Annotated in this window: 21 protein-coding genes and 1 pseudogene; 10 read left to right on the top strand and 12 right to left on the bottom strand. The window is 59.0% G+C overall.

Annotated features, from left to right (window positions below; all coding sequences use genetic code 11):
* The 4 genes and pseudogenes from NV64_RS24020 to NV64_RS23170 form a co-directional block, all read left to right on the top strand.
* A pseudogene (locus NV64_RS24020) lies at nt 1-145 on the top strand (peptide ABC transporter ATP-binding protein); the annotation flags it as partial.
* Nucleotides 142-948, top strand: coding sequence for a putrescine export ABC transporter ATP-binding protein SapF (gene sapF, locus NV64_RS11375; RefSeq protein ID WP_056238263.1), 807 nt, complete (start codon nt 142-144; stop codon nt 946-948). The pseudogene NV64_RS24020 and the gene sapF, both read left to right, overlap by 4 nt.
* A 244-nt stretch (nt 949-1192) precedes the next feature.
* Nucleotides 1193-2338 carry a hypothetical protein gene (locus NV64_RS11370; RefSeq protein ID WP_056238264.1) on the top strand — a complete coding sequence of 382 codons (1146 nt, stop codon included), beginning with the start codon at nt 1193-1195 and terminating at the stop codon, nt 2336-2338.
* A gap of 1035 nt (nt 2339-3373) precedes the next feature.
* Complete coding sequence (locus NV64_RS23170; protein ID WP_146005478.1) at nt 3374-3592, top strand: hypothetical protein; 219 nt, start codon at nt 3374-3376, stop codon at nt 3590-3592.
* 74 nt (nt 3593-3666) lie between these two features.
* Here the strand turns inward: NV64_RS23170 and NV64_RS11360 are convergent, their stop codons facing one another.
* Nucleotides 3667-4557: a LysR family transcriptional regulator gene (locus NV64_RS11360; RefSeq protein WP_056238271.1), complete on the bottom strand. Its 891-nt coding sequence runs from the start codon at nt 4555-4557 to the stop codon at nt 3667-3669.
* Nucleotides 4558-4705: 148 nt separating this feature from the next.
* Here NV64_RS11360 and NV64_RS11355 point away from each other — a divergent pair, with 148 nt between their 5' ends.
* Nucleotides 4706-4885: a hypothetical protein gene (locus tag NV64_RS11355; protein ID WP_056238274.1), complete on the top strand. Its 180-nt coding sequence runs from the start codon at nt 4706-4708 to the stop codon at nt 4883-4885.
* A 123-nt stretch (nt 4886-5008) separates the two neighbouring features.
* Here NV64_RS11355 and NV64_RS11350 read toward each other — a convergent pair whose 3' ends face one another.
* A complete protein-coding gene (locus tag NV64_RS11350; protein WP_056238278.1) occupies nt 5009-6601 on the bottom strand; it encodes a PTS transporter subunit EIIC in 1593 nt (530 codons plus the stop codon).
* Nucleotides 6602-6837: 236 nt separating this feature from the next.
* On the opposite strand from NV64_RS11350, the gene NV64_RS11345 reads away from it, so the two are divergent.
* The 3 genes from NV64_RS11345 to pdeR all read left to right on the top strand — a co-directional run bounded on the left by NV64_RS11345 (nt 6838) and on the right by pdeR (nt 13813).
* The gene (locus NV64_RS11345) at nt 6838-9144 is read left to right on the top strand and encodes an FdhF/YdeP family oxidoreductase (RefSeq protein WP_101505950.1); all 2307 of its coding nucleotides are present in this window, start codon (nt 6838-6840) and stop codon (nt 9142-9144) included.
* Between the two features lie 95 nt (nt 9145-9239).
* Nucleotides 9240-11177, top strand: coding sequence for an exoribonuclease II (locus NV64_RS11340; RefSeq protein WP_056238284.1), 1938 nt, complete (start codon nt 9240-9242; stop codon nt 11175-11177).
* A 650-nt stretch (nt 11178-11827) separates the two neighbouring features.
* Complete coding sequence (gene pdeR, locus NV64_RS11335) at nt 11828-13813, top strand: cyclic di-GMP phosphodiesterase (RefSeq protein WP_056238286.1); 1986 nt, start codon at nt 11828-11830, stop codon at nt 13811-13813.
* 15 nt (nt 13814-13828) lie between these two features.
* Here the strand turns inward: pdeR and NV64_RS11330 are convergent, their stop codons facing one another.
* Nucleotides 13829-14698: a crotonase/enoyl-CoA hydratase family protein gene (locus NV64_RS11330; protein ID WP_056238289.1), complete on the bottom strand. Its 870-nt coding sequence runs from the start codon at nt 14696-14698 to the stop codon at nt 13829-13831.
* Nucleotides 14699-14807: 109 nt separating this feature from the next.
* Nucleotides 14808-15506: an L-ribulose-5-phosphate 4-epimerase gene (gene araD, locus NV64_RS11325; protein ID WP_056238293.1), complete on the bottom strand. Its 699-nt coding sequence runs from the start codon at nt 15504-15506 to the stop codon at nt 14808-14810.
* A gap of 230 nt (nt 15507-15736) precedes the next feature.
* Between araD and osmB the strand changes: the two genes are divergently transcribed.
* Complete coding sequence (gene osmB, locus NV64_RS11320; RefSeq protein WP_056238294.1) at nt 15737-15952, top strand: osmotically-inducible lipoprotein OsmB; 216 nt, start codon at nt 15737-15739, stop codon at nt 15950-15952.
* A gap of 77 nt (nt 15953-16029) precedes the next feature.
* Here osmB and yciH read toward each other — a convergent pair whose 3' ends face one another.
* The 5 genes from yciH to pgpB all read right to left on the bottom strand — a co-directional run bounded on the left by yciH (nt 16030) and on the right by pgpB (nt 19703).
* Nucleotides 16030-16356, bottom strand: a complete 327-nt coding sequence (yciH, locus tag NV64_RS11315; RefSeq protein ID WP_056238297.1) for a stress response translation initiation inhibitor YciH — start codon at nt 16354-16356, stop codon at nt 16030-16032.
* Nucleotides 16356-17072, bottom strand: a complete 717-nt coding sequence (gene pyrF / locus NV64_RS11310) for an orotidine-5'-phosphate decarboxylase (RefSeq protein WP_056238302.1) — start codon at nt 17070-17072, stop codon at nt 16356-16358. The genes yciH and pyrF overlap by 1 nt, the downstream gene beginning before the upstream one ends.
* Before the next feature lie 207 nt (nt 17073-17279).
* The gene (gene lapB, locus NV64_RS11305) at nt 17280-18449 is read right to left on the bottom strand and encodes a lipopolysaccharide assembly protein LapB (protein ID WP_056238306.1); all 1170 of its coding nucleotides are present in this window, start codon (nt 18447-18449) and stop codon (nt 17280-17282) included.
* Between the two features lie 6 nt (nt 18450-18455).
* On the bottom strand, nt 18456-18764 hold the full coding sequence (locus NV64_RS11300; protein ID WP_101505949.1) for a LapA family protein: 309 nt from the start codon (nt 18762-18764) through the stop codon (nt 18456-18458).
* Between the two features lie 174 nt (nt 18765-18938).
* A complete protein-coding gene (pgpB, locus tag NV64_RS11295) occupies nt 18939-19703 on the bottom strand; it encodes a phosphatidylglycerophosphatase B (protein WP_101505948.1) in 765 nt (254 codons plus the stop codon).
* Between the two features lie 229 nt (nt 19704-19932).
* Here pgpB and ribA point away from each other — a divergent pair, with 229 nt between their 5' ends.
* Nucleotides 19933-20526, top strand: coding sequence for a GTP cyclohydrolase II (ribA, locus tag NV64_RS11290; RefSeq protein WP_056238315.1), 594 nt, complete (start codon nt 19933-19935; stop codon nt 20524-20526).
* 49 nt (nt 20527-20575) lie between these two features.
* On the opposite strand, the gene acnA is transcribed toward ribA, so the two are convergent.
* The 3 genes from acnA to NV64_RS11280 all read right to left on the bottom strand — a co-directional run bounded on the left by acnA (nt 20576) and on the right by NV64_RS11280 (nt 24049).
* On the bottom strand, nt 20576-23257 hold the full coding sequence (gene acnA / locus NV64_RS11285) for an aconitate hydratase AcnA (protein WP_101505947.1): 2682 nt from the start codon (nt 23255-23257) through the stop codon (nt 20576-20578).
* A gap of 466 nt (nt 23258-23723) precedes the next feature.
* Nucleotides 23724-23909: a hypothetical protein gene (locus tag NV64_RS23165; protein WP_146005477.1), complete on the bottom strand. Its 186-nt coding sequence runs from the start codon at nt 23907-23909 to the stop codon at nt 23724-23726.
* The gene (locus tag NV64_RS11280; protein ID WP_072166401.1) at nt 23891-24049 is read right to left on the bottom strand and encodes a YmiA family putative membrane protein; all 159 of its coding nucleotides are present in this window, start codon (nt 24047-24049) and stop codon (nt 23891-23893) included. The genes NV64_RS23165 and NV64_RS11280 overlap by 19 nt, the downstream gene beginning before the upstream one ends.
* Nucleotides 24050-24420: the final 371 nt, after the last annotated feature.

The following is a 24420-nucleotide window of genomic DNA, read 5'->3' as shown; positions in this document are numbered from 1 at the left end:
GCTGGAACACCTGCCGATCGGCTGCCGGCTGGGGCCGCGCTGCCCCTATGCGCAGAAAACCTGCATCGCCACGCCGCGGCTCAGCGGGCCGAAGGCCCACCTGTTTGCCTGCCACTTCCCGCTGAATATGGAGAGCCAGCCATGAGTGAAACGCTGCTGGAAGTGCGCGGGCTGAGTAAAACCTGGCGCTACCGCACCGGCCTGTTCCATCGTCAGCACGTTGAGGCGGTGAAGGCGGTCAGCTTTACGCTGCGCGAGCGGCAAACGCTGGCGATTATCGGCGAAAACGGCTCCGGTAAGTCGACGCTGGCGAAGATGCTCAGCGGCATGGTCGCCCCGAGCACCGGACAGATCCTGATCGACGGGCACCCGCTGGAGTTCGGCGACTATGGCTATCGCAGCCAGCGCATCCGCATGATTTTTCAGGACCCGTCCACCTCGCTGAACCCGCGTCAGCGCATCAGTCAGATCCTTGACTTACCCCTGCGGCTGAACACCGAGCTGGACGCCGACGCGCGGGAGAAACGCATTATCGCCACCCTGCGCCAGGTCGGGCTGCTGCGCGACCACGCCGCCTATTATCCGCATATGCTGGCACCGGGTCAGCAGCAACGCGTTGGCCTGGCGCGTGCGCTGATCCTGCAGCCGCAGGTGATCGTGGCCGATGAGGCGCTGGCGTCGCTGGATATGTCGATGCGCTCACAGCTGATTAACCTGATGCTTGAGCTGCAGCAGAAACACGGCATCGCCTATATCTACGTTACCCAGCATCTGGGGATGATGAAGCATATCAGCGACCAGCTGCTGGTGATGCATCAGGGGGAGGTGGTGGAGCGCGGCAGCACCGCCGACGTGCTGGCCTGCCCGATGCACGAACAAACCAAACGCCTGATCTCCAGCCACTTTGGTGAAGCGTTAACCGCTGACGCCTGGCGTAAAGACCGCTGATCTGACGGGCGGTCGCCGCTGGCTGCCCGACTTACTGTACCGCCTGTACCTCGCCTTCCCCACTTTCCGTCCTTCTGTCTGCCTGCATGCGTCTGCCTTATAGCTATCCGCTATTTGTTAGCACCGATCATTATTTCGTTCGCCAGCCGGCTTAGGTCAGGATACTGAAGCCATTCAGACCCGCCGCCGCGTCGTGCCCTTCACCACCACGGCAGCGGGTCAGTTAACTCAACAAGGACTGATCATGGAACAACGCCGCCTTCCCGGCAACAGCCAGTGGTATCATGAAACCCAGACCAGCCTGCCCACACAGCGCGCGCCGCTGGTGCCTGAAGCTGCCAACGTTGAAGACCGTTTTCTGCTTGGTCTTGGGCAGCAGGCGAACGGCGAACTGCATACCCTTCTGCAACGGGCAGAACCGGTGATGCACGCCTCACGGGATCTTTACCCGCTGCTGTTCCCCGACCAGCTGAACACCAGCCTGACCCATACGCTCACCCTCTATGACCGGTTATGTACCGCGCTGACCGTGGCGCAGGTTGCCGGTGTGCAGCGTTTGTGCAACCACTATGCGGCGCGGCTGAACCCACTGCCGGGCCCGGACTCCTCACGCGAAAGCAACCGCCGTCTGACACAGATCACCGAGTATGCCCGCCAGCTGGCCGGGCAGCCGACGCTGATCGATGTCGCCGCGCTGCAGCGGCTGGACGACGCGGGGCTGACCGCGCCGGATATCGTTACCTTCAACCAGATTATCGGCTTTGTCTGCTGGCAGGCGCGGGTGGTGGCTGGCATTCATGCATTCATGGCGCTGCCGGTGCGCTGGATCCCGGGCGTTGCCGTGCCGCCAGATGCCGATGCGTCCTGCCTGCAACCCGGCGACTGGCAGCCTGCCCTGCCGCCGCTGGAGCCACGCTATGCGGCGGCGGATCAGCTGGTGGCCATTAACAGCAGCGTGCCGCTGGGGCTGCCGGAGGCCGCCTGCTGGCTGTTTGCACATGACGGCAGGGTGCTTTCCGGCTGGAGCGCGCTGCTGGCGGCGCTGGCGGCGTCACAGCAAACGGCAGAAACACGGTTGGCGGCAGCCGTGGCCTCACGCATCAACGGCAGCGCCGGCTGCTTTTACCGCTACCCTGAAGGCGCGTTGCGCGATGCGCTGGCCGAAGGCGTGGATCGGGCGCTGCACTTAGCCACACCGGTTGAACAGGCGGTGATTAACCTGGCCGCCCAGCTAACACGTTCCCCGGAGCGCTTCAGCGCTGCACATTTGCAGCCGCTGCGCGACGCCGGATTAAGCGATGATCTGGTGTTAGCGGCGGTATTAAGCGCGGCGGCAGCCAGCTGGGGCAACCGGCTGATGCAGGGGTTAGGGGCGCTGACTTCGCATTAACAACTTTCAGCGGGTCGGAGAATAAGCCGCCCGCACCACCAGCACCAGCACCAGCACCAGAGGTTCCTGCCTGCTGAGGGCTGCGCGCCAGCCCTTACCGCGGTGTATCAACAGATTCGTTCAATTCATTCCCTTCGAACGCCACAGATCTTACGGCCAGCGCGCGTAGCGCAGGAAGATCGGCCTCTTCAGGCGTGATATTTTCAGATCAAAGACAGCACCCATCTCTCCGGGATTTTATATAATATCGCAAATAATAAATCTGCGAGTTTTAATTTCAAAATGAAGATACTTTATTCATTTAACATCGCAAAAAACACAAATAAAACAGTTAACTTCAAAAACCGTTCATCTATTCCGTCCCTGTCAGACTTTCGTTAAAATACGCTATCCCAGTACGATATGTTCAGATGGTCAAAAAAACAAAGCTGAAGCCCCTTTAACGACTGAAAAGTGGAAAATCCCAATGCATTACCGAGCATACAAAAAATCTAAATTTCTTTTTAGTGTTTTTATACTGGGCATGCTGTTAGCCAGCTATACTGCTAACAGCACAGATTTGACATCAGAATACAATGTAAGTTTACAAATAACAGCGAACAGTGACGACACCTACAACATAAAAATAACTTCCGCTACAAACCCCAGGCAAATGCCCATAAGGAACTGTTACGGTGGCTGTTACATCAACCTCCGGGAGGACACTTTAGGCGTTATTGGTAAAGAGAAGATAAAGGGTACATTCCTGAATTCGTTATTCCCCTACGAAATAGCTAAAAAATAACCGGAAAAACGTTTAGTAAAATAAACTTCAAAGGCGAATCCAGATATAATCTTCACGTCGAGTTCTTATCAGACGAAGATACTGACATCCTGAAAAACGCCACGGGCCTTCTTCCTCCCCTGACCGCCAGATGCACACTGGATCAAGGCAGCTATCTGCTTCAGCATAATTAACTGGTCGCCAATGCGCTCAATGGCAACGTCAGTTCACTGCCGGTTAACATCAGCTGTAACCGGCCTTCAACGGTTAAGGTGACCGCCCTTAATGGCCTGGGTACCAGCAGTGATATTTCACTCGACCAGGGATTGATATCCTCACTTAAGATTGATGGCAGCGATGGTAAAACGGGTGTCACCATAAATAATCAAAAGAAAATAAGTTTCAACCTCTCCTCCACTTTGAAAAGTCAGGGTCTGGTTAAAACAGGAGACTATCAGGGTTCCGGTATTCTGAAAATAGATTTTCAGTAAAGCGTTATTGATACCAGGGGTATCCCGATTGCGGACTGCCGCGATATCGGCGACACGATGAGTATTAAATCTGATTAAGCTGCCACCCGCACCGCATCAAAAAAGTGCTGCGCCAGCGGCGTAGCGCGTCCGGGTTCAGCAATAACAATGGCGGCCTGCCGTGACATCGGCGGTACGTTTATAACCCGGCGCTGCAGTTCTCCGGTCATACCTGGCAGCAATTGCCCCACCGGAGAGAGCAGGCAGCCCAACCCGACCTGGGTTGCCTGCAACAGCTGAAACACCGAGGTGGTTTCCAGTACCACCCTTGGCGTTACACCGGCCTCGCGGAAGTGTCCATCAAGATAGCGGCGGAAATAGCGCGTAGGTTCGGCCAGGCACAGCGGTACACCAGCCAGTTCACCCAGCGTCAGCGGCTCGTTCCCCATCAGCTGTGGAAACTGCTGTGGGTGGTACAGCAACTCTACGCCCTTATCCGCCACCCGCTCCGCCTGAAAATGCAGTTCACGTAACGTCGCCAGCTCGAAGAAACCGATGCCTGCATCTACGGTGTGGCTGTTCAGCGCTTCCAGCAGCTGATCGGCGCTGAGCACCGCCACGCGATAATCCAGCTGCGGGTAGCGGCCGCTGACCGCCTTCAGCAGTTCCGGCAGCGAAATGCTGCACTGCGGCACCACGCCAATGCGCAGCGTGCCGCTGACGCCGTGCTTCAGTGATTCCACCTCCAGCTTCAGCCCCTGATAGACGGAAACCATCTCACGCGCCCAGGCCAGCACCCGCTCCCCCTCCGGCGTAAATCCGTCAAAGTTGTTGCTGCGGTTAATCAGCGACAGCCCCAGCTCGCGCTCCAGATTTTTCAGGCGCATGGAGAGCGTAGGCTGGCTGACAAAGCTGGCCTCGGCGGCGCGGCCAAAGTGGCGCTCGCGCTCAAGATTGACAAGGTAGGTTAATTGCTTGATGTCCAATGCGTCGGGCTTCCTGAATAATTCATCGGGCTTACGGACTTTAACGGCTGGTGGGCGAAGTTATCGCCAGCTGACGACAATTTTGCGGGACGGATAAATACGTTGCTATAGTTAACCAACATTTTATCGGTTTTTTAAGGAGAGAGACATGTTTAAAGCGGGTGATTTCGTTCAAGGCAAAACCGGCGGCCCGAAAATGGTGGTGCTGGCCGTTCACGGCGACACGCTTAGCTGCGCGCGCGCCGGCGACGCAGAAAAAAAACCGTTCGATGTCGCGGTGGATAGCGTTAATCTTTACCACGAAGACGGCGATTTCGGCGTTTGCTGATCGCCAGACCAGTCGGCGCAGGCCCCACAGACCGGCGCACTCAGTGAACTGCCTGTGAGTCGCGTTCGATAACCGCCGATAGCCGATAGCGTAAAGACCTCTACCGACAGGCGGTGTAATGGATCAGCCGATCCCCAGCGCCGCCTTCACCTCCGCCGCAATTTTCTCCACCTGTGGGCCATAAATCACCTGCACATCGTGCTCACTGACATGCCTGACGCCGTTGGCCCCGGTTGTCATCAGCGTTTCATCAGCCACCTGCTGCATATCGTTTACCCTAACCCGTAGCCGGGTGAAGCAGCAGTCCACGTCACTAATGTTCTCCGCACCGCCCAGCCCGCTGATAATGGTTTTAATCCGCTCGTCGGCTGACACCGTTGCCGCCGGCTCCTGATCCGCTGACTCTCGCCCCGGTGTCTCTACCCGCATACGCCTGATGATAAAGGTAAAGCTGTAGTAATAGACCGGCAGGTAGACCAGCCCCAGAACAATGCTCCACCACCAGGCGGTCTTACTGCCACCGAGAATACCGAACACCACCAGGTCGATCGCCCCGCCCTGTATGTTGCCGATCATCAGGTGCATCAGCGACATCAGCATAAACGACAGGCCACTCAGCACGGCATGCAGGATGTAGAGCACCGGCGAAACGAAGATAAAACAGAACTCCAGCGGTTCGGTAATGCCGGTGGTGAAAGAGGTCAGCGCCCCGGCCAGCATGAGTGCCTTGACCCGCTGCTTTTCTGCAGGGCGTGCGCAGCGGTAAATCGCCAGTGCGGCGGCGGGCAGGCCAAACATCATCACCGGAATTTTTCCCTGCGCCAGAAAACGTGTGGCCTCACGCACCGTGTCATCCGGCACGCTGCCCGGGTGGGTCAGCGAGGCATTGAAGATATTCAGTGCGCCGACCAGCGTTTGTCCGTCTACCGTGGCCACACCACCAATAGGGGTAAAGCGCACGGTTTCATTGAGGATATGATGCAGGCCGGTGGGGATCAGCAGCCGCTCGCTGCTGCCATAAAGAAAGGCACCATACTGGCCGCTTTTGCCAATCAGTTCGCCGACCCAGGCAATGCCGTTGCCGATGGTCGGCCAGATCAGCGCCAGCAGAACGCCGGCCAGCGGCAGCACCAGCACGGTAACGATCGGTACAAAGCGACGCCCGCCGAAGAAGGCGATCGCCGTTGGCAACTGCACGGTGTAGCAATGGTTGTGAATGGCCACGGTCAGCAGGCCAGCTATCACCCCACCCAGCACACTCATGTTATAGGTAAAGATACCAAGCATCTGGATATATTCCGCCGCCTGCATCATTGCGGCAGTTTGCTCCATCCCCTGCTGCTGCTGCAGCGCCGCCGGGGTGGTGGTGGCTGCGGTCAGCCCCTGTGCTGCCAGAGTGGCGCTTACGCCGACGTGCATAACGATAAAACCAATCGCCGCAGCAAAAGCGGCGGTGGGCTTTTCCGCCTTTGCCAGACCAATGGCACTGGCCACGGCGAAGAACAGTGGCAGATTGGCAAACAGTGCGCCAGCCACCTTGCGAATAAAGCCAATAATCAGCTGCGGCAGCGGCAGGCCAGCAAAGGCTTCGCCGGTAATGGCCGGGTTTTGTAGCGCGGCGGCCACACCAAGAAAGATACCGGCGGCGGCGATCACCGAAATCGGCATCATAAGTGCTTTTCCAAAGGCATGAACGTTACTGGCGAACTGTTTCATCTGGCCCCCTGCGCTGACGTTGAGCGTTAAGTATTAGCCTGGGTGGCGCTTCTGGCGCGTTTCCGGCGGCTAAACGGCAGCCATTTTTTGAGGAGCATCACATTTTTAGCCTATGACGATAAACATCAGCTATCGCTTCATCGCCCTAATCAATTAGACAAGCCGGTTACCGGCTCGCAAAATTCAGGCAAACAAACCATAACTTCATAACAACTATTCAACAAAAGCCTGCCATCATGAAATTTAAAGAAGCGATTAAGCCCTATCAGGCCGCAGCCGGCGGCTGGGGTTCACTGGAAGCCACCACCCGTTTTGTCTTTGACAGTAAGCAGGTGATCAAGAACATGCGTAACCTGATGCGCATGAACAAAGCCAAAGGTTTTGACTGCCCGGGCTGTGCCTGGGGCGATGACAATAAAAGCACCTTCAGCTTCTGCGAAAACGGCGCCAAGGCGGTGACCTGGGAAGCAACCCGCCGCCATATCGGTGCAGAGTTCTTCGCCCGTTACAGCGTCAGCCAGCTCTCTCAGCAGAGTGACTATTTTCTTGAGTACCAGGGGCGTCTGACCGAACCGCTGCGCTACAACCGTGAAACCGACCATTACGAGCCCATCAGCTGGGATAACGCCTTCGCGCTGATCGCCCGCCATGTCCACGCGATGGATAATCCCCATCAGATGGAGCTGTACACTTCCGGCCGCGCCAGTAACGAAGCCTCCTGGCTCTATCAGCTGTTTGGTCGCCTGAACGGCAGCAATAACTTCCCCGACTGTTCGAACATGTGCCATGAGGCCAGCGGCACCGGTCTGAAGCGCAGCATCGGCGTCGGTAAGGGCACCATTCGTCTGGATGATTTTGACCACGCCAGTGCGATCTTCGTTTTCGGACAGAACCCGGGCACCAACCACCCGCGTATGCTGCACAGCCTGCGCCACGCCGCCGACAACGGCGCGACCATCGTCACCTTCAATACCCTGCGCGAACGCGGCCTTGAGCGCTTTGCCGACCCGCAGAAGCCGCTGGAAGTGGTCACCAGCATGGCCGGCCAGATCAGCTCCAGCTACTATCAGCCCAACCTCGGCGGTGATATGGCCGCGGTGCGCGGCATGGTCAAGGTGCTGGCCGAGACCCATCGCGCCCGCCTCGCCGCAGGGGAAAGCGGCCTGTTTGACCAGGCCTTTATCAGCGCCAATACCGAGGGCGTGGAGGCATACCTGGCCACCGTTGATGCCACTCCGTGGTCGCATATTGTGAGCCAGTCCGGCCTGAGCGAGCAGCAGATCCGCGAAGCGGCCACCCTCTACCAGAACGCCGAACGGGTGATCTGTACCTGGGCGATGGGCATCACCCAGCATAAGCATTCGGTAGATACGGTCCGCGAAATCGTTAACCTGCAGCTGCTGTTTGGTCAGCTGGGCAAAAAAGGTGCCGGCCTGTGCCCGGTGCGCGGCCACAGCAACGTGCAGGGCAACCGTACCATGGGCATCGATGAGAAGCCCTCAAAGGCATTCCTTGACAGCCTCGGCAGCCATTTTGACTTTGAGCCGCCGCGCGAACCCGGCCACAACACCGTTGAAGCGCTGGAAGCGATGCTGCGCGATGAGATTAAGGTGCTGATCGCCCTCGGCGGCAATCTGGCGGCAGCCGCGCCGGACAGTCCGCGTACCGAGCAGGCGCTGAAGCGCTGCGGTTTAACGGTGCAGATCAGTACCAAGCTGAACCGCAGCCACCTGTGCCCCGGCGCGGTGGACGCGCTGATCCTGCCGACCCTTGGCCGTACCGAGCAGGATCTGCAGGCCAGCGGCCCGCAGTTTATTACCGTCGAGGACTCGTTCAGCATGGTGCACGCCTCGGAAGGGGTGGGTAAACCGATCGCCGACACCCAGCGCTCGGAAACCTGGATCGTCGCTGGTATCGCCAACGCGGTGCTGGGCAGTGCGAAGGTCGACTGGCAGGGGCTGGCCGATGATTATGGCAGGATCCGTGAACATATTGCGGCGACCATTCCCGGCTTCAGCGACTTTAACGCCAAATGCGATCTGAAGGGCGGCTTCTACCTTGGCAACGCCGCCGCCGAACTGCGCTTTAATACCCTGCATGAGAAGGCGCAGTTTAGCGCCGCCGCCCTGCCCGACTCGCTGTTCCCGCCGCTGGCCGAGGCGGTGCCTTATACGCTGCAGACGTTACGCTCCCACGATCAGTACAATACCACTATCTATGGACTCGATGACCGTTACCGCGGCGTGTATGGCCAGCGCGAGGTGCTGTTTATCAACGCGGAAGATATGCAGCGCCAGGGGCTGGCCGCAGGCGACCTGGTGGATATTGAAACGCTGTGGAATGACGGCATTACCCGTAAAGTCAGCGGCTTTAAGCTGGTGCCTTACGCCATCCCGCGCGGCAACCTCGCCGCCTACTATCCGGAAACCAATCCGCTGGTGCCGCTCTCAAGCTTTGGCGACGGTAGCGGTACGCCAACCTCTAAGTCGGTGCCGGTGAAAATCAGCCTGTCGCCGCAGGTGCCGGGGCTGCGCATCGCCTGACGTAAAGCCGGGATTTCCCGGCTTTTTACTTGCCGCTGCGCGGTTAATCGCGTAAAACTGTCTGCCGCACTTAGGCCACGAAAACTGTTGAGATTATGTTCCAGGATAACCCGCTGCTCGCGCAGCTCAAAGAGAAACTCCACTCCCAGACGCCGCGTGTTGAGGGTGTGGTAAAAGGCACTGAGAAAGGCTTTGGCTTCCTGGAAGTCGACGCACAGAAAAGCTACTTTATTCCGCCGCCGTTTATGAAAAAAGTCATGCACGGTGACCGCGTCTCCGCGGTGCTGCAGACCGATAAGGATCGTGAAGTTGCCGATCCGGAAACGCTGATTGAGCCGTTCCTGACGCGCTTTGTTGGCCGGGTGCAGAAGAAAGATGACCGCCTGTCGATCGTTCCCGATCATCCGCTGCTGAAAGATGCCATCCAGTGCCGCGCCGAGCGTGACGTGAAGCATGACTTCCAGACCGGTGACTGGGCGGTGGCCGAGATGCGCCGCCATCCGCTGAAGGGCGACCGCACCTTCTACGCTGAACTGACCGAATTTATCACCACCGGTGACGATCACCTGGCACCGTGGTGGGTGACACTGTCACGCCATACGCTGGAGCGTGAAGCTCCGGACGTCGCTACCCCGGAAGAGATGCTTGACGAGGGCCTGCCGCGCGAAGACCTTACCGGCCTGGACTTCGTAACCATCGACAGCGCCAGCACCGAAGATATGGACGATGCGCTGTATGTGGAAGAAACGGCAGAAGGCAACCTGCTGCTGACCATCGCCATTGCCGACCCGACCGCCTATGTGCCGGTGGGCAGCAAGCTGGATGCGATCGCCGCCGGACGCGCCTTTACCAACTATCTGCCGGGCTTCAATATCCCGATGCTGCCGCGCCAGCTGTCTGACGACATCTGCTCGCTGCGCCCGAACGTGCGCCGCCCGGTGCTGGCCTGCCGCGTGACGCTGGCCGCCGACGGTACGCCGCAGGGTGAACCACACTTCTTCGCCGCCTGGATCGAATCGAAAGCCAAACTGGCCTATGACAACGTCTCAGACTGGCTGGAGAACAGCGGCGACTGGCAGCCGGAATCAGAAGCCATCGCGCAGCAGATCCGCCTGCTGCATAAGGTGTGCCTGGCACGCTGCGAATGGCGCCAGACCCACGCGCTGGTGTTCAAGGACCGCCCTGACTTCCGCTTCCTGCTGGGCGAAAAAGGCGAAGTGCTGGACATCATTGCCGAGCACCGCCGCATCGCCAACCGCATCGTGGAAGAGTCGATGATCCTTGCCAACGTCTGCGCCGCCAGCGTGCTGCGCGACAAGCTGGGCTTCGGCATCTACAACGTTCACCTCGGCTTTGACGCGCTGAACGCCGAACAGGCCGCCGCCGTGCTGGCCAACCACGGCGTCACCGCTGACCCGCAGGCGATCGCCACGCTGGAAGGCTTCCGCGTACTGCGCCGCGAGCTGGACACCCATCCGACCCAGTTCCTCGACAGCCGCATCCGTCGTTTCCAGTCGTTTGCCGAAGTCAGCACCACGCCGGGTCCGCACTTTGGCCTTGGTCTGGACGCGTACGCCACCTGGACCTCACCGATCCGTAAGTATGGCGATATGGTCAACCATCGTCTGTTGAAAGCCATAATCAAAGGCGAGCCGGCGGAAAAACCTGCCGACGAGCTGACGGTGAAGATGGCTGAGCGCCGCCGCCAGAACCGCATGGCCGAGCGTGACGTGGGCGACTGGCTCTACTCGCGCTTCCTGCAGAATGCGGCCGGCAGCGACCAGCGTTTCAGCGCCGAAGTGATCGACGTTTCACGCGGTGGCATGCGCGTGCGCCTGCAGGATAACGGCGCGGTGGCCTTTATCCCGGCGCCGTTCATTCACGCGGTGCGTGATGAGCTGGTGTGCAGCAACGAAAACGGTACGGTGATGGTGAAAGGTGAAGTCGCCTACCGCGTTACCGACCTGATTGAGGTCACCATCGCCGAAGTGCGTATGGAGACCCGCAGCATCGTGGCCCGCCCGGCTGCCTGATGACGTTTAGCAGCGGGCCGGCTCTGGCTGGCCCGCTGCCTTTCATGCCGTGATGTTGTCATCCACTTCTGCTGCCGTGTCATCCTGCTCTGCTCTCCCGGATTCATTCCCTCCTTCTTAGTACGCGGCCCGAACCTGCGACCCTGACCGATGCACCTTTAGCCATTGTCGGTTGCGCGCAGCGCGAGAAAAATTGCAGATAACTGTCATAAACTATTAAGCTATTCCGATGTTAACAGTGCTGTTATCGGACCAGCACCACGCTGGCCGCTGGCGTCCGGCCACCCCGACATAAAATAATTGCTGTTCCCTGCCCCCTCGACAGAAAGCCTGGAGTGAATAAGGCTAATAGGTTCTGATGAGTCGGGCCAGCGGCATGCTGATGAAATATTCTTGTTAACCTATTGAATAAAAAGAACACTAACGGTATTTTCAGTTAACTGAATTCAGACACACCCCGTGGCGACCTTCCTTAATGATTGATCCGGTGCCTTATCCGCGCGATCTCCCTCCCGATCGTTGTCGCGATCGGAAAGTTTTATTTCAGTATAAAATTGAGTATGGCGGCAACGGACGCAGCCGCTTTCGGCAGAATAATGTCGTTAATCCAGTATGATATCCGTTGCTACCTAGCACGAAGGAGAATCTGAATGACCGATGAACAGGGGCAGTCGCTGATGTATGCCTGGTTTGGCACCCACAGCCCTCATTGGCGTTTAACTTCTGACAGCGATGCCCTGCAGTTTGCCAAAGATGAAGGCGGCGTCACCAGTATCGCCGTGGCGCTGAGCCCCGGTCAGGCCAGCATGCTGCGCGCGATGACGGTGATCACCTCCAGCGTTAACCTCAGCCTGGCGATCTACGGCAACGACCTGTCGCTGCACCTGGTTGGCCGCAAGGTCAGCCAGTCGGCGTGGGCCGGTTCGGCGTCTGCCTGGGGCGATACCTCATCGGTCGCGCGTGACCTGGTGCACGGCCTCTCCTTTGCCGAGCAGGTGGTATCCGAAGCCAACTCGGTGATCGTCATCCTCGATCAGCACGGGCATATCCAGCGTTTTAACCGTCTGAGCGAAGAGTACACCGGTCTGAAGGAGCAGGAGGTGATCGGGCGCAACGTGTTCAAACTGTTTATGACCCGCGAAGAAGCGATCGCCTCGCGCCGCAACGTGGCGCACTTTTTTCGTGAAGGCAGCTCGTATGAGGTAGAGCGCTGGGTCAAAACCAAAAAAGGCCAGCGCCTGTTCCTGTTCCGCAATAAATTTGTCCACAGCGGCAGCGGCAAAAACGAAATCTTCCTGATCTGCTCCGGCACCGATATTACCGAAGAGCGCCGTGCTCAGGAACGGCTGCGGGTGATGGCCAATACGGACACGGTGACCGGCCTGCCGAACCGCAACTCGATCAACCAGGATATCAGCGCCGCACTGGAAAAACGTGTTAATGGCCAGGTCGGGGTGGTGTATCTCGATCTCGACAACTTCAAGAAGGTGAACGACGCCTACGGCCATATGTTTGGCGACCGGCTGCTGCAGGCGGTGTCGCTGGCGATCCTTAGTTGTCTTGAAGAACAGCAGACCCTCGCCCGCCTCGGCGGCGATGAGTTTATTATCCTGGCGGAGCAGACCAGCCAGCTGGCGCTGGAGGCGCTGGCGTCACGCATTCTCGACCGCCTGAAGCAGCCGTTCCGCATTGGCCTGATCGAGGTCTACTCCGGCTGCTCGATCGGCATCGCCTTCGCCCCGCAGCACGGTGAGGATCGCGACAGCCTGATCCGCAATGCCGATACCGCGATGTATACCGCCAAAGAGGGCGGACGCGGCCGCTTCAGCATGTTCTGCTCCGAGATGAACCAGCGGGTGTTTGAGTATATCTGGCTGGACACCAACCTGCGCAAAGCGCTGGAGCTGAGCCAGCTGGTGATCCACTATCAGCCGAAGCTCAACGCCGACAACAGCGTGACCAGCGTTGAGGCGCTGGTGCGCTGGATGTCGCCGGAACGTGGACTGGTGCGACCGGACAGCTTTATCTCCTACGCCGAGGAGTCCGGGCTGATCGTGCCGCTTGGCCGCTGGGTAATGCTGTCGGTGCTGGAGCAGATTAAACGCTGGCGTGCGATGGGGATTGACCTACGGGTGGCGGTGAACGTGTCGCCGCGTCAGCTGATCGACCAGAGCATCTATTCCGATTTGAAGCATGCGCTGAACGAGGCGGGGATTGTCGGCTGCCCGATTGATATCGAGCTGACCGAGAGCTGCCTGATTGAGAATGAGCAACAGGCGCTGGACCTGATGCAGCAGTTCCAGAAACTGGGGGCGGCGGTGCATCTGGATGATTTTGGCACCGGCTATTCGTCGCTGTCGCAGCTGGCACGGGTGCCGATTGACGCGATTAAGCTCGACCAGAGCTTTATCCGCGGGGTGGATTCGCAAAAAGTCTCGCAGTCGCTGGTGCGGGCGATTGTAGCGGTGGCGCGCGCGCTGGATCTGCAGGTGATTGCCGAAGGGGTGGAAACCCCGGAGGAGGAGGCGTTTGCCATCGCCAGCGGCGTTGACCTGCGCCAGGGGTATCTGTATGCAAAGCCAATGCCCGCCGGGGAGCTCGAGCACTGGCTTAAACAACGTGCCGCTAAGGATTAACTAGCGCACGGCGACTCAGCCAGCGTGGCGTAACGCCTGCTGGCTGTGTCGATTCTGCAACGTCACCAGCCGTTCCATATAGGCGATATCCTTCGGCTCCAGCTGAAATGCCGCATCCACCCAGTCTTCCGTAATATCCATCAGCTCACCCCGGCTCAGCTGTAGCACCCGCTGACGCGCGCGCAGCATGGCGCGCACGCCGTTCAGCTTCGGCCGCAGCGTATCGATAAAGGTGCGCGTGCAGCGATAGCCGTCACCCGGCTGGAACAGACGATCCACCAGCCCGCGGGTTTCAAACCACTCCGCGGTGTGCGACTCCCCTTCACAGATCAGCTCTTCGGCCAGCTTCATGCCGGAACGCCGTGCCACCAGTGAATAGCCGCCCATGCCCGGGAACAGGTTAAAGGCGATCTCCGGGAAGCCCATGCGGGCGGTGTTCTGCGCGAGGATAAAGTGGTGCGCCAGCGCGGCTTCAAAGCCGCCGCCCAGCGCGCTGCCCTCAATCATCGCAATGCTCACCGCCCCGCAGTCGAAACCGCGCGCAGCGGCGTGGATGCAGTCCACACAGGCGCGGGCATAGGCACGCAGGGCTTCCCGCCGGCCATTTTTGATCGACTCGACAAAGAAGCGCAGGTCGCCGCCCGCGTTAAACATGGTCGGTACCAGCGAGCCGGTAACCCAGAAATCAATCTCCAGCCCGCTGCGCTGGGCGGCATAGCTGAGGTTCATGATCTCTTCAATCAGCTGATGATTGAAGCTCGGGCGCGGCTGGGCACGCAATAACATCCACAGGGTGCGCCGCTCTTCTTCATAGTAAGCCGACAGCTGGGTGGTAGAGCCGACTTCATTGAACAGACGGCAGGTAGCCTGATTAATAACGGTCATAGTTTCATCCTCTGTTAGTTGGCGCGATAATCGCTTAACCAGCCTAATAGAGAGTGAGTAAAGCCAGAACAGGTGCCTGATATAACGGATAAAAATTTTTATCGTCAGACTATTTTTGCCCGTAATATGCCTGGGCGCCGTGCTTACGCAACCAGTGTTTGTCCAGCAGCGCCTGATCCAGCGGCGGCAGCTCCGGGGTTAGCTGACGGCTGAAAATGCCCATATAGGCTACCTCTTCCAGCACGACGGCGCTGTGCACTGCTTCTTCCGCGCTGCGCCCCCAGGCGAACGGCCCGTGCGAATTGACCAGTACCGCCGGTACCGCCAGCGGATCGATCTCGCGCTGCTGCAGCGTTTCAATAATCACCTGGCCGGTGTGCCATTCGTAGCGGTCGCTAATTTCGTCGGCGTGCATCGCGCGCGTGCAGGGGATCGCGCCGTAAAAGTCATCGGCGTGGGTGGTGCCCCAGGCGGGGAGATCGCAGCCGGCCTGGGCCCAGATGGTGGCATGGCGTGAGTGGGTGTGGACAATTCCCCCTATCTGCGGCCAGGCAAGATAGAGCGCGCGATGGGTGTCGGTGTCGGACGACGGCCGTTTGCTGCCTTCGACCACCTCGCCACTGCTGAGGCTGACCACCACCATATCGTCGGCCTGCATCTCTTCGTAGCTTACCCCGGACGGTTTAATCACCACCAGCCCCTGCTCACGATCGATGGCGCTGACGTTGCCCCAGGTAAAGGTCACCAGGCCATAGCGCGGCAGCGCCAGGTTGGCCGCCAGTACCTGCTGTTTCAGTTGTTCCAGCATAATCTCGTCTCCCGATGCATGTCGGAATATTGTCATGCCAGCACGGCCGCGACGGTATGGAAGCATTGGCTGAATAGCGGGCAGTTTCTGACTGAGGCAGGAGAAGTGTGTACAGAGATGTCTAAAAATTAGGAATTTTCACCTGAGCGTATAATCAGTAAACCCTTCTATACTTAGAGGGTATCCAGACAATTAACGCTATCTGGTCGACGAAAATCAGGAGAATAATGATGTCAACTACTGCAAAACGCGTTACCGCCGCCGTATTGGCTGCAACTTTAGTTCTTTCACTCAGCGCCTGTTCAAACATGTCGAAACGCGATCGTAACACCGCCATTGGTGCCGGCGCCGGTGCTATCGGCGGCTCAATTCTGACCAACGGCAGCGGCCTTGGCACCCTCGGCGGCGCGGCCGTCGGCGGTATAATCGGCCACCAGGTCGATTAAGCTGACGACGGTATAGCCCGGCAGGCTGCCTGCAGCAGCGCTTAGCAAAAAGGCCACGATCGCTCGTGGCCTTTCTCTTATCCGCCGGCCAGTTTGACCCTGTGCCCTTTGGCCTCCAGCAGCGTTTTCAGCAGGTCGCGCTGGTCGCCCTGAATCTCAATCACGCCATCCTTGAGTGCGCCACCGCAGCCGCACTTCTTTTTCAGCTCGGCGGTCAGCTTGCTCAGCTCGGCGTCGTCCGCGTCGATACCGCTAATCAGGCACACGCCCTTGCCCTTTCGCCCGCTGGTCTGGCGCGCAATACGTACAATACCATCGCCCTTCGGGCGCACCGCTACCGCTTTCGGCTCGTCAATGCGTCCGCCGGCCGTCGAGTAGACCAGGCGGCTGTTGTTATCGGCCATTACGCCTCCTGCAGTGAGCTGAGGATTGCGGCAAGCGTAGCGGCCGGATCGGCAGACTGGGTAATCGGACGCCCGATCACCATATAGTCAACGCCGGCCTGCTGCGCCTGCTCAGGCGTCATGATGCGGCGCTGATCGCCGGCATCGCTGCCCGCCGGGCGGATACCCGGCGTTACCAGCCTGAAGTCCTGGCCAATGTGCTGTTTAAAACGCACCGCTTCGTGTGCGGAACAGACCACACCGTCGAGGCCACACTGGCGGGTCAGCCGCGCCAGCCGTTCCGCCTGCTCTGCCGGGGTCAGGGTAATGCCCAGCCCGCGCAGGTCTTCAGCGTCCATGCTGGTGAGTACCGTCACAGCGATCAGCAACGGCGCATCGTTGCCAAACGGCACCAGCGCTTCGCGCGCCGCGCTCATCATCCGCGCCCCACCGCTGGCGTGAACGTTGACCATCCATACGCCGAGATCGGCCGCTGCCGCCACCGCGTGGGCGGTGGTGTTGGGAATATCGTGGAATTTCAGATCGAGAAACACCTCGAAGCCGCGCTGCTGCAGGTCACGGACGATCTGCGGCCCGAACAGCGTGAACATCTCTTTGCCCACCTTCAGACGGCAGCTGCCGGGTTCAATCTGGTCGACAAACGCCAGCGCGCGATCGCGATCGGCGTAATCTAAAGCGACCACAATCGGTGAACCGCTAACCTGAGTGTCATGCATGGAAGTCTCCTCGTGGGTGGCAAACGGCTGGCATTCTACCTGTGTCGGGAGGAAATTCACAGGCAAGGTATTGAGAAAATGGCCCGTGCTGTAAAAAACTCCCTCGCCCTGCATGACCGCCCTGCACCGGCGTTACTGCAACCATGTTGGGAGAGGGATAAAAAGTATGTTGTAACTAATTGACGATACCGGTTTAATCGCCCCCGGTTACTGACCGTCGAGGCCACGGATCGGTTTAACCGAAGACCAGGTGCGGCATGACGGGCAGTGCCAGTAGAGCGCATGGGCGGTGAAACCACACTTGTGGCAGCGGTAACGCGGCTTGGTGCGGATCTGCTCGCCAACCATATCGCGCAGCACCATCAGGCTCTCTTTCGCGCGGCCCGCTTCGGCCTCCTGCAGGTTAAAGTCCATCAGGCGATGGAACACGCGCATGGTAGGATGACGCTGCAGCTGGCGGGTAATATAGGTTTGCGCCACCTCAGCCCCTTCATCGCGATCGAGGATCGCCGCCAGGTGCAGCTCCGCCGCCGCGCCGGTGTTCTCTTCCACGCAGCGCTGCAGATAGTCGCGCCACGCCTGCGGCTGGTTGAGGTGCTGATAGCAGGTTTCCAGCATATCGAGTGTTTCACTGACCAGCTCGTGATCCTGTTCGATCACCCGCTGCAGATGGCTGACCGCGCGGGCATACTCCCCTTTCGCCAGCTGAATGCGCCCCATCATAATCGATACGCGGGCGCTGTTGCGGTCCGCGGACTCACCCCGTTTCAGCAGGCTCATTGCCCGGTCGAGATCGTCGCTGCCCATCGCCTGCAGCGCCAGCTCGCAGTAGAAGTGGGCGATCTCCATCTTCTGCCGCTCTTTGCCCAGCTTAACCAGCCGCTCCGCCACCTCAATGGCGTTGGTCCAGTCGCTGGTCGCTTGGTGGATCAGCAGCAGCTGCTGCAGCGCGCTGACGCGGAAGTCGGTTTCATCCACCAGCTGACCAAACATCTGCTCGGCGCGATCGTAGAAGCCGGCGGCCATATAGTCGCGCCCCAGCTGCTGGATCGCCAGCAGGCGCTGGTCGTAGGTCAGCGACGCGCTCTCCATCAGCGCCTGGTGAATGCGGATCGCGCGGTCGACTTCGCCGCGCGAACGGAACAGGTTGCCCAGCGTCAGGTGCGCTTCCACGGCCCCGCTGTCCTCTTTCAGCATCTCAAGGAACAGGTCAACCGCTTTGTCCTGTTGATTGGAAAGCAGGAAGTTAACCCCGGCTACGTAATCCCGTGACAGGCGGCTGGCCTCCTGTTGCTTATCCTGTTGCGCGCTGCGCCGGCCCATATACCAGCCGTAGGCGGCAGCGACGGGCAGCAACAGAAACAGCAGTTCCAACATAAAGTATTATTCCCTGACTGCCGCAGGCTGGGCGCTGGCCGCAGTGGTATCGCTCTGCCCCAGCTGCTGCTGCAGACGTTTCAGCTTACGCTGGCTGTTGGCCAGCGACAGGCGCAGCCGCAGCCAGAACAGCCCGCAGATAGCCCAGCCAAGTATAAATCCGCTGGCAAACAGGGTCGCCAGCAGCGTTGAAATACGGAACTCGCCCTGCGCCAGCAGGTAGTTAAAGTTCACCACCTGGTCGTTGTGCGCGCCGAGGGTGACAGAAACGACGAATATCGCCAGCACAACCAAAAAAATCAGCAAATATTTCACAGTGCATCCCGTTATCTGGAGTTAACCAGATGAATTATGCCAAAAAAATCGCCCCGATGCTTGCTTAGATGCAGCGGATGCGGCCGCCACGGACGCTGCACGCGATCCCCCTGCGGCGGTTCCGCGCGTCCCGCATCCGCTAAGAAATGGGGGCAGCTCGTCAGTTTACAATCATTAAGGCTGATTTTCCCGTTCGGCTATCTCCTGCTGCTCCTGCAGCGGCACGCCGAGCGGGCCGCAGAAGCGCTGCGCCAGCCAGGTGGCGAGGCTGACAAACAGCCAGCTGAACAGGGTGGCAACGATCAGGTCACGCGGCCAGTGCATGCCGAGCGCCAGCCGGCTGCCCATCACCAGCGACGCCCACACCAGCAGCACGATGATGGTCACGTAGCGCCGGCGCGGCCACAGCAGGCCAACGCCGAGCAGCGCCCAGCTGGCCGCAAACATCGTATGACCGGACGGGAAGGCAAAACCGGTTTCAAACGCCCAGTGGCGCTTCAGCCAGCCGGGGATCTGCTTATCTTCCGCTACCGCCTCGCTGACCAGTTGGCTGCGCTGCTTTCGGTGCTGCTGGTAAAAGGTCTCCGGGTTAACGCCGCGCTGCTGCTCCAGCCACAGCACGTAGGGGCGCGGCTCTCTCACCTGCTCTTTAATCACCCCTTTGGTGTACTGCCCGAGCAGGATCGCGCCGACGATAATCGCCAGCAGAAACACCGCCGGTTTCAGGCGAAAGCGCAGGCACCAGAGAAACCAGCCGCAGAGGATGGCGCTGGTCAGCGTGCCCCACGGCCGGGTCACCGTTTCGGTAAACCAGAACAGAATCTGATGCCCCAGCCCCATCTCCACCGGCTGCCAGCGCCAGCCCGATACCATTACCGCCAACGGCAACAGCAGCAACAGCAGCGCCCCCAGCGTGGTACGTTTCAGAATATCCTTCATCTACTCTCCCTGGTCCGTTCAAATCACGTCAGTCACTAACAATAGGATAAAAAATAATAACCTGGAGCCTGGCGATGCGCTTATTGTACGGTATCGCAGCAATCGCTCTAAGCTGTTAACCCTCGCGAGACGGGTTGTGGCAAAATAGCGGGTATTGTACCGGTCAGCAAGCTGACCCTGCCGCTTTCGCCGCGCGAAAGCGGCAGTATCTGACGTTTACGGAGAACGCATGCAGCTTAAACGAGTGGCGGAAGCCAATCTGCCCACCCCCTGGGGTGATTTCCTGATGGTGGGGTTTGAAGAGGTGGCCACCGGGCACGACCACGTGGCGCTGGTGTATGGCGACGTCTCGGACCATGAGCCAGTCCTGTCCCGCATCCACTCTGAGTGCCTGACCGGCGACGCGCTGTTCAGCCTGCGCTGCGACTGCGGCTTTCAGCTGGAAGCGGCGCTGAGCCAGATCGCGGAACAGGGGCGCGGGATTTTGCTCTATCACCGCCAGGAGGGGCGTAATATTGGCCTGCTGAATAAAATCCGCGCCTATGCGCTGCAGGATCAGGGCTACGACACCGTAGAAGCCAACCACCAGCTGGGTTTTGCCGCCGACGAACGTGATTTTACGCTGTGCGCCGATATGTATAAGCTGCTGGGCGTCAACGAAGTTCGCCTGCTGACCAATAACCCGCGTAAGGTCGAAATCCTCAGCGAGGCCGGCATCAATATCGTTGAACGGGTACCGCTGATCGTCGGCCGCAACCCGAGCAATACCCATTACCTGGATACTAAAGCCGCCAAAATGGGCCACCTGTTGTCTAAAGGCTAACCGCCGCAGCGGGCAAGGGATCTCCCTTGCCCGATCCCTGCTCTGCCCCTCAGTCGTTCAGCATATTGCGGATCACGTAGTGCAGAATGCCGTCATTCTGGTAGTAGGTCAGTTCGTTGCCGGTATCGATGCGGCAGCGGGTCTCCAGCACCTGCTTACTGCCATCGTTGCGCGTTAACGTCACCCTCACCGTTCCCCCCGGCCGCAGCTGGTCCAGGTTGCTGATGTCGATCTGCTCGTCACCGGTCAGTCCCAGGGTTTTGCGCGTTTCACCCTGCGGGAACTCCAGCGGCAGAATGCCCATACCGATCAGGTTTGAACGGTGGATGCGTTCGAAGGACTCGGCAATCACCACCCTTACCCCCTGCAGACGTGGCCCTTTTGCCGCCCAGTCGCGGCTGGAGCCGGAGCCGTACTCTTTACCGGCAATCACCGCCAGCGGCACCCCTGCCTGCTGGTAGCGCATCGCCGCGTCATAAATCGCCATCTGCTCATTGCCCGGTACGTAACGGGTGATGCCACCCTCTACCCCCGGCACCATTTCGTTGCGGATGCGGATGTTGGCGAAGGTGCCGCGCATCATCACCTCGTGGTTGCCGCGACGCGAGCCGTAGGAGTTAAAGTCGGTTCGCTCCACGCCGCGCTCCAGCAGATAGCGCCCGGCCGGGCTGTCGGCCTTGATACTGCCGGCGGGCGAAATATGGTCAGTGGTGACCGAGTCGCCAAGCATCGCCAGAATGCGCGCGCCGTGGATATCGCTGACCGGTTCCGGTTCGCGCTGCATGGTGTCGAAGAAAGGCGACAGGCGGATGTAGGTGGAGTCCTGATCCCAGCCGTAGGTGGCAGCCTCGCTGACGTCAATCTGCTGCCACTCCGGCGTGCCGGCAAACACCGCCGCATACTCTTTGTGGAACATATCGGTGGAGACCTGCTGCACCGCTGCGGCGATCTCCTCCGGCGACGGCCAGATATCACGCAGATATACCGGCCCGCTGGCGTTAAAGCCGAGCGGTTCGGTCTGCAGGTTAAGCGTCATGTTGCCGGCCAGCGCATAGGCCACCACCAGCGGCGGCGAGGCCAGCCAGTTAGTTTTGATTAACGGATGGATGCGCCCCTCAAAGTTACGATTGCCGGAGAGCACCGCGCCGACGGTCAGGTCGCCCTGCTTAATCGCCGTTTCAATGGCGTCCGGAAGCGGCCCGGAGTTGCCGATGCAGGTGGTACAGCCGTAACCCACCAGGTTAAAGCCCAGCGCGTCAAGGCTGGCGGTCAGCCCGGCTTTATCCAGATAGTCAGAGACCACTTTGGAACCCGGCGCCAGCGACGCTTTCACCCAGGGTTTCGGCCGCAGGCCGGCCGCTACGGCTTTTTGCGCCAGCAGGCCGGCGGCCATCAGCACGCTGGGGTTAGAGGTATTGGTACAGGAGGTGATCGCCGCGATGACCACCGCGCCGTCATCAAGCGCGGTCTGCTGACCGCTCTTCTCGTCCAGGTAGCTGACCGCCCGCCCGTCTTTCTGCGCGTGGTTGACCTCCAGCTCGTGACTGGCCTTAAACGCCGCCGGTACGTCGCCCAGCGCCACGCGATCCTGCGGGCGTTTCGGCCCGGCGAGGCTTGATTCCACCTCCGACATGTCCAGCGCCAGGGTGCTGGTGAACACCGGCTCATCGCCGGGTTCGCGCCACAGGCCCTGAGCCTTAGCGTAGGCTTCCACCAGCGCCACCTGCTGCGCGCTGCGCCCGGTAAGGGTCATATAGCCCAGCGTCACCGCATCAATCGGGAAGAATCCGCAGGTGGCGCCATATTCCGGGGCCATATTGGCGATGGTGGCGCGGTCAGCCAACGGCAGGTCGTTGAGGCCGTCGCCGTAGAACTCAACAAATTTGCCGACCACGCCGTGCTTACGCAGCATCTGGGTGACGGTCAGCACCAGGTCGGTGGCGGTGATTCCCGGTTTCAGCTTGCCGCTGAGCTTAAAGCCGACGACGTCGGGGATCAGCATCGATACCGGCTGTCCAAGCATCGCCGCTTCCGCCTCAATCCCGCCCACGCCCCAGCCGAGCACCCCCAGCGCGTTGATCATGGTGGTGTGGGAGTCGGTGCCAACCAGCGTATCGGGGTAAGCCACCTCTTCGCCCTGCTGCTCTTCGTGCCACACCGCCTGCCCGAGGTACTCCAGGTTCACCTGATGGCAGATGCCGGTGCCGGGCGGCACCACGCTGAACCGGTTAAAAGCCTTCTGCCCCCAGCGCAGGAAGACATAGCGCTCATGGTTGCGCTCCATCTCCAGCCGTACGTTCTCATCAAAAGCCGCGTCGCTGCCGAAGCGGTCTACCGTTACCGAATGGTCGATCACCAGATCGACCGGCGACAGCGGGTTAACCTTCGCCACGTCGCCGCCGAGGCGTTTCACCGCCTCACGCATTGCGGCCAGGTCGACCACCGCCGGCACGCCGGTAAAGTCCTGCATAAGCACCCGCGCCGGGCGGTAAGCGATTTCACGATCGGCGTGGGCCGTCTGCAGCCAGCCGGCCAGCGCGCGGATATCTTCATCGGTGACCGAGTCGTCATCCTGCCAGCGCAGCAGGTTTTCCAGCAGCACCTTCATCGATTTCGGCAGGCGGGAAATATCCCCCAGTTCAGCCGCCACACGGGCCAGGCTGAAAAAACGATAGTGCTGTTGCTGTACTGCCAGCGTGTCCTGGCTTATTTCTCGTAGGGTTTGCGACATGGCTCCTCCGTTTTGACGCATGCAGTTCATACCCTGACAAACTACAGGGCTGATATAAACATAGTACAGAATGGAGGTAAGATTTTGATAACATGAGGTGTGAGCACAGGCGGATACAAAAACGCCCCGTCGGCTGTCGACAGGGCGTGATGAGAATAAGGTAAGAAAAAATAGATTATGGTGTGTTTACAGTGACATACCCAGCCACACCACGCCGCTCCAGAACAAAGTGCAGAAGGTCAGCACCCCTAACCACGTCAATTGCGTAATATTCACAGAAACCCTCGCTAACAAAACAGGTATTAATCGCAGCTGCCCTTGTAAAGCATTCTGACCGCTGCGCGATTATCGGGTTTCAGACACACTGATTGAGATCAGTCCCGGTATAAATATCAGTAACGAAAAATAAGGCTTTTTTTATAATAATAACCGTTGTGGCGTTATTAATCTGACCCGCCTGCCCGGCTCAATCCATTTCCAGCATTGACTCAATAAAACGATGCTGAGACTCGTTAAACATCCAACCTTCCAGTATCGCCTGCTCAGTCTTGGTATCGGCAGCCATTGTCGATTCTTTAACCTTTTTTTCCGTTTCTTTTCGCAGCTGACCGGCAAGCTCTGGTGTGCAACGGTTCAACTCATCAACCGCCATACCACCAGCGCAACCATCAGCCAGAACAGCGATGAACCGGCAAACACCGCCAGCCAGGCCTTACGTTTAAGATCGCTCGATCCTTCGGCGTCAGCGGCATCCTCTGCAAACTCTGCATGTACAGACAGTCTTGTAGCCATAATGCGACTCCTGGTTTGATTGGTGCTGGTGATGTTATCCACCACTATTAGGATTAATCCTAAGGCATTCCGGGGGATAAAATCCAGCAATATTTATGCGAGAAAACGATTAATTCATTTTATCAACTAAGCCAAATTAATATTTAGATAGCCATCTTGTTTGCATCAACAAATTAATCGCCAGAGGAAACAGTTGCTAGCGATTGTCGGCTGCCGGTTCGAGGTTGCACAGGCGCTGCCGCCGCCCTTTACTGTCTAAACTTTCCACTAATTATGGAAATCTTCATATTGGTGATCAAAGTTATCGGCGTAAAAGTGTGTTCAGATTCTCATTTAATAAATGAATTAGCTTTAAGCTGTGACGCAGGTGT

The sequence above is a fragment of the Erwinia sp. B116 genome (assembly GCF_002865965.1).
In the GTDB taxonomy this organism is placed as follows: Bacteria; Pseudomonadota; Gammaproteobacteria; order Enterobacterales; family Enterobacteriaceae; genus Erwinia.
This window is presented reverse-complemented; position numbering and strand designations above follow the sequence as displayed.

Bases quoted from the DNA above. Each gene is read 5' to 3' on its own strand.
- sapF (WP_056238263.1), top strand. From the start codon at position 142: ATGAGTGAAACGCTGCTGGAAGTGCGCGGGCTGAGTAAAACCTGGCGC.
- NV64_RS11370 (WP_056238264.1), top strand. From the start codon at position 1,193: ATGGAACAACGCCGCCTTCCCGGCAACAGCCAGTGGTATCATGAAACC.
- NV64_RS11355 (WP_056238274.1), top strand. From the start codon at position 4,706: ATGTTTAAAGCGGGTGATTTCGTTCAAGGCAAAACCGGCGGCCCGAAA.
- NV64_RS11350 (WP_056238278.1), bottom strand. From the start codon at position 6,601: ATGAAACAGTTCGCCAGTAACGTTCATGCCTTTGGAAAAGCACTTATG.
- NV64_RS11345 (WP_101505950.1), top strand. From the start codon at position 6,838: ATGAAATTTAAAGAAGCGATTAAGCCCTATCAGGCCGCAGCCGGCGGC.
- NV64_RS11340 (WP_056238284.1), top strand. From the start codon at position 9,240: ATGTTCCAGGATAACCCGCTGCTCGCGCAGCTCAAAGAGAAACTCCAC.
- pdeR (WP_056238286.1), top strand. From the start codon at position 11,828: ATGACCGATGAACAGGGGCAGTCGCTGATGTATGCCTGGTTTGGCACC.
- NV64_RS11330 (WP_056238289.1), bottom strand. From the start codon at position 14,698: ATGACCGTTATTAATCAGGCTACCTGCCGTCTGTTCAATGAAGTCGGC.
- araD (WP_056238293.1), bottom strand. From the start codon at position 15,506: ATGCTGGAACAACTGAAACAGCAGGTACTGGCGGCCAACCTGGCGCTG.
- osmB (WP_056238294.1), top strand. From the start codon at position 15,737: ATGTCAACTACTGCAAAACGCGTTACCGCCGCCGTATTGGCTGCAACT.
- yciH (WP_056238297.1), bottom strand. From the start codon at position 16,356: ATGGCCGATAACAACAGCCGCCTGGTCTACTCGACGGCCGGCGGACGC.
- pyrF (WP_056238302.1), bottom strand. From the start codon at position 17,072: ATGCATGACACTCAGGTTAGCGGTTCACCGATTGTGGTCGCTTTAGAT.
- lapB (WP_056238306.1), bottom strand. From the start codon at position 18,449: ATGTTGGAACTGCTGTTTCTGTTGCTGCCCGTCGCTGCCGCCTACGGC.
- pgpB (WP_101505948.1), bottom strand. From the start codon at position 19,703: ATGAAGGATATTCTGAAACGTACCACGCTGGGGGCGCTGCTGTTGCTG.
- ribA (WP_056238315.1), top strand. From the start codon at position 19,933: ATGCAGCTTAAACGAGTGGCGGAAGCCAATCTGCCCACCCCCTGGGGT.
- acnA (WP_101505947.1), bottom strand. From the start codon at position 23,257: ATGTCGCAAACCCTACGAGAAATAAGCCAGGACACGCTGGCAGTACAG.
- NV64_RS23165 (WP_146005477.1), bottom strand. From the start codon at position 23,909: ATGGCGGTTGATGAGTTGAACCGTTGCACACCAGAGCTTGCCGGTCAG.
- NV64_RS11280 (WP_072166401.1), bottom strand. From the start codon at position 24,049: ATGGCTACAAGACTGTCTGTACATGCAGAGTTTGCAGAGGATGCCGCT.